Annotated in this window: 16 protein-coding genes; 2 read left to right on the forward strand and 14 right to left on the reverse strand. The window is 66.9% G+C overall.

The window, feature by feature from the left end; genetic code table 11:
- Positions 1–85: 85 nt before the first annotated feature.
- From F614_RS0101185 to F614_RS0101205, 5 genes are all read right to left on the reverse strand, one after another.
- Positions 86–475, reverse strand: coding sequence for a flagellar protein FliT (locus F614_RS0101185; protein ID WP_019558064.1), 390 nt, complete (start codon positions 473–475; stop codon positions 86–88).
- A 51-nt stretch (positions 476–526) separates the two neighbouring features.
- Positions 527–934, reverse strand: a complete 408-nt coding sequence (gene fliS, locus F614_RS0101190; RefSeq protein WP_019558065.1) for a flagellar export chaperone FliS — start codon at positions 932–934, stop codon at positions 527–529.
- 38 nt (positions 935–972) lie between these two features.
- Positions 973–2,340 (reverse strand): flagellar filament capping protein FliD, encoded by a 1,368-nt coding sequence (fliD, locus tag F614_RS0101195; RefSeq protein ID WP_018875527.1) that lies wholly within the window; start codon positions 2,338–2,340, stop codon positions 973–975.
- 474 nt (positions 2,341–2,814) lie between these two features.
- Entirely contained in the window at positions 2,815–3,282 is a 468-nt protein-coding gene (locus F614_RS15035; protein ID WP_369771860.1) for a flagellar protein FlaG, read from the reverse strand.
- Between the two features lie 32 nt (positions 3,283–3,314).
- On the reverse strand, positions 3,315–4,703 hold the full coding sequence (locus F614_RS0101205) for a flagellin (RefSeq protein WP_019558066.1): 1,389 nt from the start codon (positions 4,701–4,703) through the stop codon (positions 3,315–3,317).
- 647 nt (positions 4,704–5,350) lie between these two features.
- Between F614_RS0101205 and F614_RS0101210 the strand changes: the two genes are divergently transcribed.
- A complete protein-coding gene (locus tag F614_RS0101210; RefSeq protein WP_018866947.1) occupies positions 5,351–5,650 on the forward strand; it encodes a hypothetical protein in 300 nt (99 codons plus the stop codon).
- 270 nt (positions 5,651–5,920) lie between these two features.
- On the opposite strand, the gene F614_RS0101215 is transcribed toward F614_RS0101210, so the two are convergent.
- Positions 5,921–6,547: a YIP1 family protein gene (locus F614_RS0101215; RefSeq protein ID WP_026329773.1), complete on the reverse strand. Its 627-nt coding sequence runs from the start codon at positions 6,545–6,547 to the stop codon at positions 5,921–5,923.
- Between the two features lie 115 nt (positions 6,548–6,662).
- Here F614_RS0101215 and F614_RS0101220 point away from each other — a divergent pair, with 115 nt between their 5' ends.
- Complete coding sequence (locus F614_RS0101220) at positions 6,663–6,872, forward strand: hypothetical protein (RefSeq protein WP_018866950.1); 210 nt, start codon at positions 6,663–6,665, stop codon at positions 6,870–6,872.
- A gap of 3 nt (positions 6,873–6,875) precedes the next feature.
- Here F614_RS0101220 and cobS read toward each other — a convergent pair whose 3' ends face one another.
- The 8 genes from cobS to bluB all read right to left on the reverse strand — a co-directional run bounded on the left by cobS (position 6,876) and on the right by bluB (position 14,437).
- A complete protein-coding gene (gene cobS / locus F614_RS0101225) occupies positions 6,876–7,649 on the reverse strand; it encodes an adenosylcobinamide-GDP ribazoletransferase (RefSeq protein ID WP_019558068.1) in 774 nt (257 codons plus the stop codon).
- Between the two features lie 349 nt (positions 7,650–7,998).
- A complete protein-coding gene (locus F614_RS0101230) occupies positions 7,999–8,562 on the reverse strand; it encodes a histidine phosphatase family protein (protein WP_019558069.1) in 564 nt (187 codons plus the stop codon).
- Positions 8,559–9,620, reverse strand: coding sequence for a nicotinate-nucleotide--dimethylbenzimidazole phosphoribosyltransferase (gene cobT, locus F614_RS0101235; protein ID WP_019558070.1), 1,062 nt, complete (start codon positions 9,618–9,620; stop codon positions 8,559–8,561). The genes F614_RS0101230 and cobT overlap by 4 nt, the downstream gene beginning before the upstream one ends.
- A gap of 145 nt (positions 9,621–9,765) precedes the next feature.
- Positions 9,766–10,287, reverse strand: a complete 522-nt coding sequence (cobU, locus tag F614_RS0101240; protein ID WP_019558071.1) for a bifunctional adenosylcobinamide kinase/adenosylcobinamide-phosphate guanylyltransferase — start codon at positions 10,285–10,287, stop codon at positions 9,766–9,768.
- On the reverse strand, positions 10,284–11,771 hold the full coding sequence (locus F614_RS0101245; RefSeq protein ID WP_019558072.1) for a cobyric acid synthase: 1,488 nt from the start codon (positions 11,769–11,771) through the stop codon (positions 10,284–10,286). Before F614_RS0101245 ends, cobU begins: the two co-directional genes overlap by 4 nt.
- The gene (cobD, locus tag F614_RS0101250; protein ID WP_026329774.1) at positions 11,768–12,769 is read right to left on the reverse strand and encodes a threonine-phosphate decarboxylase CobD; all 1,002 of its coding nucleotides are present in this window, start codon (positions 12,767–12,769) and stop codon (positions 11,768–11,770) included. Before cobD ends, F614_RS0101245 begins: the two co-directional genes overlap by 4 nt.
- 16 nt (positions 12,770–12,785) lie before the next feature.
- Positions 12,786–13,688, reverse strand: a complete 903-nt coding sequence (cbiB, locus tag F614_RS0101255) for an adenosylcobinamide-phosphate synthase CbiB (protein WP_018882046.1) — start codon at positions 13,686–13,688, stop codon at positions 12,786–12,788.
- Positions 13,685–14,437, reverse strand: coding sequence for a 5,6-dimethylbenzimidazole synthase (gene bluB / locus F614_RS0101260; protein ID WP_019558074.1), 753 nt, complete (start codon positions 14,435–14,437; stop codon positions 13,685–13,687). Before bluB ends, cbiB begins: the two co-directional genes overlap by 4 nt.

Genomic DNA, 14,437 nt, shown 5'->3' on the forward strand with positions numbered 1-14,437 from the left:
GTCCAGCGCCGCATCGCCGAGAGGGCTCGGCTCCTACAGGTCCAGGGCCACCAGAGGGTGTAGGAGATGCGGCACGGGCTGGGGCCTAACCCTCGGGATGCCCCGTACCGGTGCGCATAGAATGCCGGCGGGTGGTCTCGTAGGCGCTGGTGCCCTTGCGGCCGGATTTCAGTTCGCGGATCTGCTGCGCGACCTCGGTACGGCGCTGGGCCAGCTCCTGTACCGAGCTTTCGTAGAAGCGGCCAAGCTCCTCGAGTTCGGCGCGCAGTACCGCCCCGGAGTCATCGCGCAACGGGACCGGTTCCGGGCCGAAGGCCCGCTCTACCAGGCTGCGAGCCTGTCGATCCAGTTCCTGGAGTTCTTCCCAGTCCTCTTCGGCCACCGCGCGCGCCATATGGGCGCGGATCGCCTCGACGGCATCCTCGAGCGTGGCTTCCGAACCGGCCTCGCTGTTCGAAGTGGCGGGACCGGTCATGGGCAAAGGCCGGGCTCAAAAACCGCGCAAAGAGCCATGCAAGGCCTTCCGCTAGCCTGCCCGGCGCTGGTCGGCCGGGATATCGTCCCAGCCCGCCTTGATCTCGCGCAGCAGTTTGGCGACTTCGTCCAATGCGGCCGGATCATTCTGCGCGTTGGCCTCCAGCAGACGCCGGGACATGTACTCGTACAGGGCATCCAGATTGCCCGACAGTTCCGGATTGTGCTTGTGGTCCAGCACGGCGCGCAGCGATTCGACGATATCGATCGCCTTGCCGATCTTCTCGCCCTTCAGGCCTACATTCCCCTGCTGCATCGCCCCCTTCGCCACCGCGATCCGCTCCAGCGCGCCCTCGAAGAGCATCTGGATCAGGCGGTACGGGTCCGCCACCTGGGCCTCGGCCAGCGCGCCCGACTGCCGGTACTGGTTCACTCCGCGATTCATGCCCGGTCCGTACATGCGTTGTTCTCCGTTATCCGTTCGCCCAAGCGGGGCGACTATCGACGAGAATTGTTCTGGGCCAGCGGCATGTTCGCCAGCTGCCCCATCAGAAAATCACCCGTGCTCTGCATCTGCGCCACGGCGCTGTCCATCCGCGAGAACTGGCCAACCAGCCGTTCTTCCATCCGTTCCAAGCGTACTTCCAGATTCTCGCGCTGCTGGCCGATGCGTTCCAGATCGTTGCGCAGACCGTCAGTGCGCGCATTGATCAACCCCTCCGGCCCGATAAAGCCATCGGTGACTTCCTGCATGCGCCCGCCGACCTCGCGCACGATCTCGGTGACACGGTCAAAACCGTCTGTCTCCATCGCACGGTCGAAGCGTGCACCGTCAAAAGAAAGCGTCCCGTCGCGGTTGGACACAATCCCCAGCTCCGCCAGCGTCTGGGCGTTCGCGTCCGGCACCTGGGCCGGCTGGATCAGCGCGTTGCCCAGGCGGCTGCGAATACCACGCACCGTGCTGTCGCCCGTCAGTACCGAGCCTTCCTCGGAATCGGGGTTGAAAGAGGTCAACTCACGGGTCTGCCCCACCAGGGAGTTGTAAGACTCCACAAACCCCTGCAGGGCCTCGCGCAACTGGTCCTGGTCTTCGCTCACGGAGACCGTCACGGGGGACTCGGATGCCCCGCGAAGCTCGATGTTCAGGCCCTCGATCGTATCGTCCAGCGTGTTGTTCGAGCTGGTCACGGTCAGGCCATTGATCACCGCCACGGCGTCCCGGGCTTCCTGCGTGGTTTCCAGGTTGTCGCTGGCCAGGCGCCCGAGACCGTCGTTGGCGGCCCCGGTGTCACCATTGACCGCTACCGAGATCGTGTTGTCGGCACCGGTTTCGGTTGCATTCAGCACCAGCCGCGCACCACTGCCGTCATTCACGATCGAGGCCGTCACACCACCACCGGCCTCGTTGATCGCGTTGCGCACGTCCCGGAGGGTATCGCCCTCCTCGACATCGATGGTGATGGCGTTCCCGCCGCCCACGCTGATCTCCAGCTGACCGGCACCCACCTCGGCATCCGCATCGGCGAACTGGCCCGGCGCCGTCGCTACGCTCTGGGCCTGCGCCAGCTGATCCACCTGCAAAGAGAAATTGCCATTCGCCGCGGTGCCGTCGGAGGTCACGCTGGCCACGCTGGAGTCGGAAACTTCCGCGGACTGGGACAGCTCGAAGCCCGCCAGCTGGCTCAAGCTGCCACCGACTTGCTCCACACTGTTGGTAAGCTTGCCGAACGCGGAAATCTGCGCCTCAATCCGGCCCTCGCGACGATCGAAACGCTGCTCCTTCGGGACTCGTTCAGCGTTGATCAGATCACCGACGATCTGATTCAGATCCAGTCCCGACCCAACACCCAGTGAACTGATAGCCATGGTCTTGATGCTCCTCGGTGTCCGACGTCTCGGACCCTTTGCACGTGCGATATATCTATTTACGACAGCCTAGCCCAAAACTTGAGCTCGCCGCAGGAAAACCGCCTCAAAATCGCCAAGCCGCGCCCCGACTCGATGCCCCAAAAATACCCGTCATTGCGAGCGAAGCGAAGCAATCTCCAGAACCTGGCACCCACCCGCCACTCGAACGTGCCGCAGTATCCTGGAGCCCCCCGTCATTCCGAAAACCGCGCAGCGGTTATCCGGGATCTCCACTGCCCAGCGGCAGCACAGCGTCCGGGGAACCACATCCATGGGAGACTCTGTCTCCCCACTTCGCTCCGGCCGGGATGACGAGGAAGGGGTGGCCGGGCGGGTTACGTAGAAGAGTCGGTGCTCCACCCAACGAAAAAAGCCGGACCCGCTGCCGGGCCCGGCTTAACTCAACATCACGCTTGCAGGTCTACGAAGCCGTCAGGCCTTGTCCGCCAGCCCCGTCCCGCCGAGCTCCTGCTCGGTCTGGAACTGTTCCACCAGGGCCAGTACGGCCTCCGGCGGAATCTGGCGGATCACCTCTTCGCGTTCTCCGTCCATCACCGTAATCACCGTGCGGCCGCTGCTGTCGTCCACGCTGAACTCCAGCGCCCGCTTGGTGGATTGCAGATAGGAATTGATCGACTCGACCACCTGGTTGACCTCGTCCATGTCCATGGCCTCGATCGCCGGTCCGGTGGAACCACGAGCCGTTGCTTCCGAACTACTGTCCGCACGAACCACGGCCTCCGGCCGCCCTTCGCCACGAACAAGACCCGCGCCGGAACCAGGAGCCTTGGCCCCCTCGCCCCCGCGCGGGTTCACTGCAACCAGCGGTGATGTGATATTGCCAATTCCATCACTCATATCGCTGTCCTCTTCAGAAGGGGAGGATGGCGCCCTCGCCATCCTCCCTCAACCAGAAGCCCGAGTGATCGAGCTTACTGCAGCAGGGCCAGCACGTTCTGCGGAACCGCGTTGGCCTGCGAGAGCACCGAGGTACCCGCCTGCTGCAGCACCTGGGCACGGGTCAGCTCGGCCGTCTCGGAAGCGAAGTCGGCATCCATGATCCGCGAACGGGCGGCGGACAGGTTTTCCGACGAGATCTCCAGGTTCGAGATAGTGCTCTCGAAACGGATCTGGACCGCACCCAACTCGGAACGCAGGTTGGAGACCTGCTGCAGAGCGGCATCAATTGTCCCAATCGTCTGCGTGGCGTCCTCGCGGGTGAGCACGCTCACATCGGCAATCGCATTATCTTCCACGGTGCCGTCCAGACCAAGCAAAGCCGCATCATCACCCCCTACGACAATCCCGTCGGAGACCCCGGCTTCGAGGTTGATGGCGCGAACGAATTCCTGCTCTTCCGCTGCATCAAAACCACCGATATCGGAGTCTGTCCCGTACGCGGTGACTTCAAAGGTGAAGTCATCATCCGATGACAAAATCAGCTCGTCATTATCATTAACCGTAGCCGTAACGCCCGTCACACCCGACTCCGCATTGATTAGCGTCGCCGCGGTATTTACATCGTCGTTCTCGCCGATGGTGATCGTTTCACCATTGATTTCAACGGTAGTATCGCCGCCAGAAGACGCCGTGAAGGCAAGTGGATCCGTCTCGACGGAATCCGCGCGTGAGGCTGTCACACCACTGTCATCTGAAACCGCGTTGATTGCCGCAACGATGTCATCGAACGATTCAACGTCCGCCAGGTTCACCCCGACCTCGTTCAAGGTCAGGTCGTTGTTCAGTTCGTCGAAGGGCGCCGCGTCCTCCAAAGTTGCGATATTAACCGTCTCACCACCCAGAAGAGACTCGCCAAGCTGGCTCGTGCGAGAATCCACTCCATCGACTGAGATCGTCTGACCTTGGTTCGCGCCCACCTGGAACACCAGATCCTCCAGCTCACCGTTGAGGATATTTTCACCGTTGAACTCGGTGGAATTGGCAACGCGGTTGATCTCTTCAACGAGTTGGTTGACTTCGTTGTTCAGCGCTTCGCGATCGGAGGCAGAGTTGGTATCGTTGGCCGCCTGCACCGCAAGCTCGCGGATGCGCTGCATCGCATCGCCAACTGTACCAAGGGCGCCCTCAGCGCTCTGTGCGAAAGAGATGCCGTCATTGGCATTGCGTACGGCCTGATTCAGGCCGCGAATCTGCGAGGTGAAACGCTCGGAAATGGCCAGACCGGCCGCGTCGTCCTTGGCGCTGTTGATACGCAGGCCCGAGGACAGACGTTCCAGGCTCTGGGCCAGCGCGCCCTGAGAGTTGCTCAGGTTGCGCTGGGCGTTCAGGGAAAGAACGTTGGTGTTAATTACTTGGGACATGATCGCTCTCCTGTAGAGTCGTTCGTCACCGCCTCGGGCGGTTCTGGTGAACGGGCCGATCCCCGCTCTCAGATGCCTTAACGACCTTTCCCACAGAACCTTTAGCCCTTCGTTGAAATTTTTTTCGCCGCGGGCGGCAAATCCTTGCCGCCCGCGGCGCATGCGCCCTCCAACGCGCGACAGCCACGCCATCATCGGCACCCCATGCCTCGCCGTTATGCCCAGCAGAGCGCACCCTTCACCGTCATCCCGGCCACAGCGCAGCGGAGAGCCGGGACCTCCAGACGCCGGACCAGACTCCAACCGACGGGCAGCCCGCACTGCAGAGATCCCAGATAACCGCTGCGCGGTTTCCGGGGTGACGGTTCTGTGGAAGAAAGTTACGGAAACGGGGACCACGGGCCGGCCACCCCAGGGTAGCGACCACATCCCGTCATTGCGAGGAGCCGCAGGCGACGTGGCAATCGGCTGCATGTGGCAAGCCGTTTGATTCCCGCACACTTGCTCATTCCGAGCGATTGCTTCGTCGCTGCGCTCCTCGCAATGACAGGGGTGTGGTGGATTCGCGGCGGGTTCGCAGGATGACGGTGGTGGTTGGAGGCGAGACGGTTCGGGTATGTGACCCAGGGCCTTGATATACTTGAGCGATGCGCCTGAGCGACGAACAACAGACGGTTATCCGCGAGGAAGTGGCCCGTGCATTCGGGCCGGATGCAAACGTGAAGCTATTCGGCTCGCGCGTGGACGCTACCGCACGCGGTGGCGACATTGACCTCTACATCGAGGCGGACGGCACCCCGGATGAACTGCTGGACCGGCAACTTCGACTGTACGTCGCACTGCAACGCCGTCTGGGCGAACGCCGCGTGGACAACGTGGTGCATCCTCGAGGCACCGCGCGCCGCCCCATCGATACGCATGCCGACTGCACGGGTGTCGCCCTGTGACCGTCACGGCGCCACCGCAGCGGCTCGCGCGGCTGTTTGATCTGGTGGATCGTGAGGACGAGCACCTGCTCGGCGTTTCAGAGGCTTTGTACACAGGCCCCGGAACTCAACCTTGGCTCCGCACCACCCACGCAACGCGATAGCCCCCACCGCCGGTCCCGCTCCTGTAGGAGCCCAGCCCCCTGGGCGATTTCCTTAATCAATGCCAGATGTCCGACCCGATCGCCCAGAGGGCTGGCCTCCTACAAGTGTTGCCCCGACAACGGGGGCTCAGATCAGCCAGGTGGTGCCGATGCGGTGCTCGGGTGTGGCGCCGGGGATCAGGTCCATCAGGGCCCAGCCGAAGATGAGGGTGATGAAGGCGCCGCAGAAGACGGTGGCCACGAACAGGCCGATGCGGTTGCCGCGGCGCAGCCCGAGGATGCCACGCAGCGACCAGTACAGCAGCCACAGCGAATACAGGATCAGCAGCAGGCTGATGCCGTTGCCCCACGGCCAGGGAAAGGCGGCGGCGACCTTGGCGACCCAGGCCGGGAGCAGGCCGATACTGACCGCCAGCATGGCCCGGTCCGGGTCCCCGCGCCCCTGGAAGAGTTCGGCCAGGTAGTGCGCGGACCACGCCAGGCCCAGCACACCGATACTCATGGCAAGCACGCTGTAGACGCCAAACCCCCACACCCCGGGCATCGCCTCCGGCGGCAGCCCGGTGGGGATGAGCTGATACAGCCACTGACTGACGATCACGCTGAGCAGCAGCACCGGGAACGCCAGACGCAGAAAGATCTGCCACCAGGGCGGTGCCGGCTCGATCGCCTGGGCGTCGCGCACGACCGCCAGCGGGTTCACGAGCGAGCGCAGCGTCATGCGAGCCGGATAAAATCTCACGGGAACAGTCATCGGCAAATTATGTGGCAGTTACGTGACCATTCGATGACAGGCTTTCGCTGGTTTCCGAGATGTACCATCTACTCCTGGGCTGGGAGACGCATCAGTGGCTCGGTTGACGATTCGTTTGCCTGACGAAAAGTACGAACGCCTGAAGGCGCTGGCACGCGAACGTGGCACTAGCGTCAATCGGCTCGTGGACGAGATGGCCACGTTGATGATTGCTGAACACGATGCGGAAACTCGTTTCCGAGTGCGCGCCCAGCGTGGTCAGGGCCGGGAACAGGAAGGTCTGGCACTGCTGGACAAGGCGATGGGAGGGCCCTCGCCGGATTGAGGGCTAATAAAGCCCGAGCGCCAGCACGAGGATGACCAGCACGGAGGTCTCCACCAGCTCCAGCGTGGCGCCGGCGGTGTCGCCGGTGAAGCCGCCCAGCCAGTGTTTCAGGAGGCGGGTGGCACCCCACAGCAGCGCCCCGGCGGCGAGGACGGCCACGATCACGCCCCACAGCCCCGACACCAGCCCCAGCACCAGTACCAGCAGGGCCGCGACACCGACCGTGCCCTTCGCGGCCCCGCGCGGCAGGTGTTGCGCCATCTCCGCGCCCAGGCCCACCGGGTTCACGTAGGGCGTAGTCAGAAACAGCACCGGCGGCACCAGGCGCGCCAGCACGATGGCGAGCAGGACGGCCATCCACGCGCCGGCTTCCACCACGGCCACCAGTGCCGTGCCCTTCAGCGCCAGCACCAGGATCATTGCCGCGACGGCCATGGGACCGCAGGCCGGGTCCTTCATGATCCCGCGGGCGCGCTCCGGATGGCGTTGCCCCCCGACCCAGGCATCCACCGTGTCCGCCAGCCCGTCCAGGTGCAGCGCGCCCGTCAGGGCCACCCAGAACGTCAGCACCAATGCCGCGACAAGGAGCGTCGGCGCGCCGGGAATGGCGGACAGCGCGATGCCGACGATCACCACGATCAGACCCAGGATGAGCCCGACCAGTGGGTAGGTCAGTACGGAACGCCCCAGATCTTCGGGGCGCGGCTCCAGCGCGGGGGTCGGCAGGCGTGTGAGGAACTGGATGGCCAGCCAGAGGGGCGTCATCACGGGGTTCATGCGACCCCTCCGTCATTCCTGCCGGTAGGAGGCCAGCCCTCTGGCCGATGGGGCGCTGGCATTTTCCCGATCGGCCAGAAGCGAGCCAATACCGAGTTCATACGGCCCCCTCCGTCACCCCTGCCTGTAGGAGGCCAGCCCCCTGGCCGATGGGGCGCTGGCATAGTTCCGATCGGCCAGGGGGCTGGCCTCCTACGGGGATCCTGCCCGATCGCGCGGGCAGCGAAGCCTTTGCCAGAGTCGGGCGCGGGCCGGGGCTTCGCGTGCAAGCACGCTCCCGCAGAACCGCACGCAAGTGCCCGGGCGCGGGTTGGCTCGGGGTCCTGTTGCAGTGCGGGATGGGTAATCATCAGTAGGCCTGCCATGGCTCGACAATATGCAGGGACGCGAGCGGGACGTCGATACTCAGGAGTTTTTCCAGCGGCCAGCCCTCGTGCAGGGCGCGGATCAGGCGGATGACACCCCCGTGGGCAATCACGAGGACCTGCTCCCCTTCGTTGGGGACCAGGTCATTCCAGCCGGTGACCACACGCTCGCGAAACGCTCGAAGCGACTCGCCATTGGGCGGCGCATGATTCAGCGGGTCTTCCCAGAAACGGCCCAGGGCATTGGCCTGCGTCTCCATCAGCGCCGCCGCTGTTCGGCCTTCCCAGTCGCCGAAGTCGAGTTCGGCCAGACGTTCGTCCACGGCGAGTGGCACGCCTGCCTGCTCGGCGAACGCCTCGGCAGGCCCGAGGCATCGCATCAACGGCGAGCAGACGACGCGATCCCAGTCGGCGTCACGCGCGAGTGTCTCGCGCATTGCGTGCCAGCCTGCTTCCGTCAGCGGGACATCGCTGCCACGCCCACAAAACCCCTGGCCCGTGGTCTCGCCGTGCCGCAGCAGGCCGATGCGTGTGGCGTCCGTGCTCAACTGCCCTCTCCGCTCACACCCGCCTCGGCGAAAGTCGCCATCCCCGAATGCAGCTCGCAGGCTAGGCGCAGCAGGGGCACGGCGGTGGCCGCCCCGCTCCCCTCGCCCAGGCGCATGCCGAGATCGAGCAGTGGCTCGGCCGCCAGCGCCTGCAGCAGTCGCTGGTGGCCCGGCTCCGCCGAGCTATGGGCGTAGAAGAACCACTCCGCTGTGCCCGGGCACAGGCGTTCCGCCACCAGCGCCGCCGAGGTGCTGATGAAGCCGTCCACTAGTACCGGCAACCCGATCTGTGCTGCGGCGATATAGGCGCCGGCCAGGCCCGCGATCTCGAAGCCACCCAGACAGCGCAGGCTACCCAGCGCATCGCCCCGCACATCCACGTGAGTCCTCAACGCGTGTTCGATCACCTCGGCCTTGTGGCGCACGCCATTGGCATCCAGACCCGTGCCGGGCCCGGCCAGATCGGCCGGCGGCAGGTCCAGCAATGAACAGGCAAGTGCGGCGGCCGCCGTGGTATTGCCGATGCCCATCTCGCCACCGATGAACAGTTGCGCCCCGCCTCTTCGGGCGCGCTCCGCACACTGACGGCCGGCGTTCAGCGCGCGCTCCAGCTGCGCTGGCGTCATCGCCGGTTCGCGGGCCAGGTTCGCGGTGCCGGGGCCCAGGTTGAGCTGCTGCACGCCGCTGACGGCAGGTGGCTGAGCCACGGTACCCAGATTGATCACCTCGATGGACGCGCCCAGGTGCCGTGCCAGCACCGAGATTGCCGCGCCGCCGTTCGCGAAGTTCGCGACCATCTGCGCGGTCACCGCCTGGGGGAATCGCGAGATCCCTTCGGCGACCACGCCGTGGTCACCGGCGAACACCGCGATGTGCACCTGCTCCAGCGTCGGTTGGCCCACGCCCTGCATGGCGGCCAGGCGTTCGGCGATCGCCTCCAGCTGGCCCAGTGAGCCGGGCGGCTTGGTCAGCTGGGCCTGCCGCTCGGCCGCTGCGCGGCGCGCCTCGGCACTCAGGGGCGCCGGCGGCACCTGCAGCCAGTCACAGTCTTCGGTCACATGTTCTCCCTATTCGATCCGTCTTCGCGGGCAAGCCCGCTCCCACAAACAAACTCGCTCCCACAAAGGCATGTGCGGCAGCCCTGTGGGAGCGGGCTTGCCCGCGAATCCCCGCCATCCTGGCCACAGCAAAGCCCGCCCTGGATCACAGACGGTCACCCTTGAGCACATGCGGGAGACCGGCGACGGTGAGGACCACGCGGTCCATCTCGGGGGCCAGGCGCTGGTGCAGCCAGCCGGCCTCGTCGGCGAAGCGGCGTGACAGTGCATCCATCGGGGTAATGCCCATCCCCGTCTCGTTGGAGACGAAGACGAGCGTGCCCGGCAAGCCCGGAATCGTCTCGATCAGGGCCTCGCGCTCGCGTTCGATCCGGGCCTCGTCCTCGGTGCATAGGAGCTGGGCCAGCCACAGGGTGAGGCAATCAACCAGCAGGCACTGGCCCGGGCCAGCGGCCTGTTCCAGTGCCCGCGCCAGTCCCGTGTCCGCCTCGACCAGGCCCCAGTCGCCGGGGCGGTCGGCGCGATGGCGTTCGATTCGGCGCGCCATCTCGGCATCGTCGGCCCGTGCCGTGGCGACATAGGTGACCGGCAGGCCGGATTCCGCCGCCAGGCGTTCGGCCAGTCGGCTCTTCCCGGAACGCACGCCGCCCAGGACCAGGGTCTTCATGCCACCGGCTCCGTGGATACAGCCCCCAGCAGGGCCAGTACACGCTTCATGTCCAGGTGTTCCTCCAGGGTATCCGCCAGGCGTGCAAGACCGCGTTCGCGCGCCGCTGCCAGGTCTTCTCCCTGTCCCGAACCGGCCCGCATACCCGCCCAGTGCAGCAGGGCATCGGCGGCCTCCGAACGGTCGAATACGCCATGCACGTAGGTGCCGGCCACCGTACCGTCCTCGCTGCACGCGCCATCCGACCCGTGCGCCAGATGCAGCAGCGGCTGCTCCAGTCCGGGCCCGGTCGTGATGCCCGCATGAATCTCGTAGCCTTCTACGCCTGCCTCCCGGCCCAGCACACGAGCCCCGTGAACACGCTCCAGACGCTTTTCGGGGGCCAGGCGGGTCTCGATATCGAGCCAGCCAAGCCCCGGCGTGGAACCGGGCCGGCCCTCGACGCCGTCGGGGTCGTGCACGGCGCGCCCCAGCATCTGAAAGCCCCCACAGATCCCCAGCACCTTGCCACCGTAGCGCACATGCCGTTGCAGCGCGGCCTCCCAGCCCTGATCGCGCAGCCAGACGAGGTCGTCGCGCACCGCCTTGGAGCCCGGCAGGATCACCAGATCCGCCGGCTGCAACGAGTCGCCGGGGCCGACAAAACGCAGATCCACCGCCGGGTGCAGGCGCAGCGGGTCGAAATCGGTGTGGTTGGAGATGCGCGGCAGGGCCGGGACGACCACCTTCAGCGCATCCGTAGCCTTCTCCGGCACCGCCTCGCGCGGCAGGGCGTCCTCGGCATCGAGATACAACCCGTGCAGGTACGGAATCACGCCGAGCACCGGCTTGCCGGTCTCCTGTTCCAGCCAGTCCAGCCCCGGCTGCAGCAGGCTAATATCGCCGCGAAAGCGGTTAATGACGAAGCCCTGAACCCGCGCACGCTCGGTCTCGCTCAGAAGCGCCAGCGTGCCCACCAGATGCGCGAACACCCCGCCCCGGTCGATATCCGCGACCAGGATCACCGGGCAGTCCACCGCCTCGGCGAAGCCCATGTTGGCGATATCGCCCGCGCGCAGGTTGATCTCCGCCGGCGAGCCCGCGCCTTCCACCAGCACGTGGTCGTACTGATCGGTCAGGCGCCCGTGCGACGCCAGTACCGCCTCGCGGGCCACCGGCTTGTAGTCGTGATAGGCCCGCGCATCCAGTTCCGCCGCGGGCCGCCCGTGGATGATCACCTGCGCGCCCTGGTCCGAGCTGGGCTTGAGCAGTACGGGATTCATGTCCGTATGCGGTTCTAGGCCGCAGGCGGCGGCCTGCAGGGCCTGGGCCCGGCCAATCTCGCCGCCATCGGCGGTCACGGCGCTGTTCAGCGCCATGTTCTGCGGCTTGAACGGCACCACCGACAGTCCACGGCGGTGCAGCACCCGCGCGAGCCCCGCGACCAGCACGCTCTTGCCGGCATCCGAGGTCGTCCCCTGCACCATCAGCGTCGTACCCGTCATGCCCGCTGCAGCCCGGCTTCGAGGCGCTGCCACTCGGCTGCGTCACCCGGCAGGCCAAACCGAAGACTCCCGGGCGCATCGAATCGACGCACCAGGATGCCCTGCCGGCCCAGATGGTCCTGCCAACCCGCGGGATCATCCACCCGGCACCACTGGAACAGCGCGGTGCCGCCGGTGGGCGCCAGCCCGTGCGCACGCAGCCGTTCCGCCAGGCGCTGACCGCGCGCCTGCAGCTGGCTCCGAGTCTCGGCCTGCCAGGCGCGGTCGGTCAGCGCCCGGGTAGCAACCCAGCGCGAAGGTCCGGCAAGACCCCACGGACCCAGCCGGGCGGCCAGCTGCGCGCGCATCGCGTCGTCGGCGATCACGAACCCGACCCGCGCGCCCGCCAGCCCGAAGAACTTGCCGAGAGAACGCAGCACCACCAGGCCTTCGCGCGGTGCGTCCTGCGCGAGACTGGCCCCCGGCGTCACATCCATGAAGGCCTCGTCCACGATCAGCCAGCCACCACGCGCCGCCAGTTCCGCATGCCAGGCCAGCAGGTCCGCACGCTCGAAGCACTGCCCGGTCGGGTTATTCGGGTGGACCAGCACCAGCACGTCCAGCTCGGGCAGCGCCGCGGCGATCGCCTCGCCGTTTAGCGGGCGTACCGTGTGTCCGGCCTCCCGCCAGGCCCGGGCGTGCTCGTTGTAGCTGGGTTCGAGGATGCCGACGCGCGCCGTACCCGAGCGCAGCGCCGGCAACAACTGGATCGCCGCCTGCGAGCCCGCGACGGGCAGAAGGGCCGCCGTGCCGTAATAGTCAGCGGCCGCGGCCTCGAGCCCGTCGTCCGGTTCCGGCAGCCGCGCCCAGACCCGCTGCGGGACCTCGCCCACGGGATAGCCATGCGGGTTGATGCCGGTGGAGAGATCCAGCCACTCGCTTGCCGGAATGCCGTAGCGCGCAGCTGCCTGGCGCACGCCACCCCCGTGCACCTGCATGAGCGCCCGGGATTCGGGCATGGGGGCCTTCTGCGGATCAGAACAGGACAACGACAATCACCCCCATCACGATGAACGCCATCCAGATCGCCAGCGCCCGGTCCACCAGCGCCACCGCCTGGCGAATGCCCGCGGCATCGGCCAGGCGGCCCATGCCCAGACGCGGACGCCACTCGCGCTGGCCGCCATAGGGCGCCGGGCCGCCCAGCACCACGCCCAGCGCACCGGCCCCAGCGGCCATCACCGGCCCGGCATTCGGGCTCTTCCATCCGGCGGCCTGTTCACGCCAGCACTGCAATGCGTCCCGCCCGCGCCCCGCCAGGGCATAGGCCAGGGCCGTCAGACGCGCCGGGATCAGGTTCATGGCGTCATCCAGCCGCGCGGCCGCCCAGCCGAACGTGGCATACCGCTCGTTACGGTACCCCCACATCGCATCCAGGGTATTGACCAGCCGGTAGGCCACCACGCCTGGTGCCCCGGCGACCAGGAACCAGAAGATCGTGGCAAACAGCGCATCGTTGCCGTTCTCCAGGACCGACTCGATGGTCGCCCCGCTCACCCCGCGCACGTCCAGGGCCTCCGTGTCCCGACTGACCAGCATCCCCACGCCCGTGCGGGCACCGTGCAAATCATCCGTCTCCAGGGCCCGCGCGACCACCTCGGCGTGTTCGTCCAGGCTGCGCCAGCCAATCGCCAGGGTCAGGATCGCCAGCGACAGCAACCAGCCCCAGGCCAGCGACGCCCCCAGAGCGGCCAGCGCCACCCATGGCAGGACCAACGCCGCGAGCAGCAACGCCCCGCGCAGGCGACTGGGCGCATGCCAGCGGGACTCGGCCCAGGCCGCCAGCCGACCGAACCCGGCCAGCGGGTGGAATCGCCGCGGATCGCCGAACAAGCGATCGAGGATCAGGGCGCCCATCAGGATCAGGAAGGCGCTCATGCGCTGTCGGATCCGGTCCGTTCGTCCGCCCCGTTTCCGGCGCCTGCCGCATCCGGGTCGGCTGCCAGCTCGCCGGGCACGCCCCAGCGATCCTGAAAGACCAGTTCTTCCAGGGGCCGCCGACGATCCCAGCCCGCGGTCTCCAGCATTGGCCGGTCGTAGAAACGCTCCACATGGCCGAGGCACAGCACCGCGATCGGATAGCCGCCCTCCGGCATGTCCAGCTGCCGCGCCAGCCAGTCCGGATCGAACAGCGAGACCCAGCCCATGCCCAGCCCCTCCGCGCGGGCCGCCAGCCACAGGTTCTGAATCGCGCAGGCCGCCGAGCACAGGTCCATCTCCGGTAGCGTACGGCGCCCCAGCACATAGCGTTCGCGGCCGTCGGTCAGGGCCACGACCAGCAACTCCCCCGCCTCGCGGATCCCTTCCAGCTTCAGGCGGTGCACCTCCGCCGCGCGCTCCCCGCAGGCCTCGGCGGTGCGGGCCTGCTCGTCCGCGGCGTGGGCATGCAGGGCCTCGCGCAGCGCCGGATCGGTTACCCGCAGGAAGCGCCAGGGCTGCATGTACCCGACGCTGGGCGCGCGGTGGGCGGCCTCCAGCAGCCGGCGCAGCGTAGCGCCATCCACCGGATCCGGGCGGAAATGGCGCATGTCGCGGCGTTCCCCGATCACGCGATAAACCGCCTCGCGCTCGGCCGAGGCGAACGCGTTCGGATGCCCTTCTTTCGGTTTGGGGTCTGGGTTCGTCAT

The organism is Thioalkalivibrio sp. ALE12 (assembly GCF_000381105.1).
Lineage (GTDB): Bacteria > Pseudomonadota > Gammaproteobacteria > Ectothiorhodospirales > Ectothiorhodospiraceae > Thioalkalivibrio.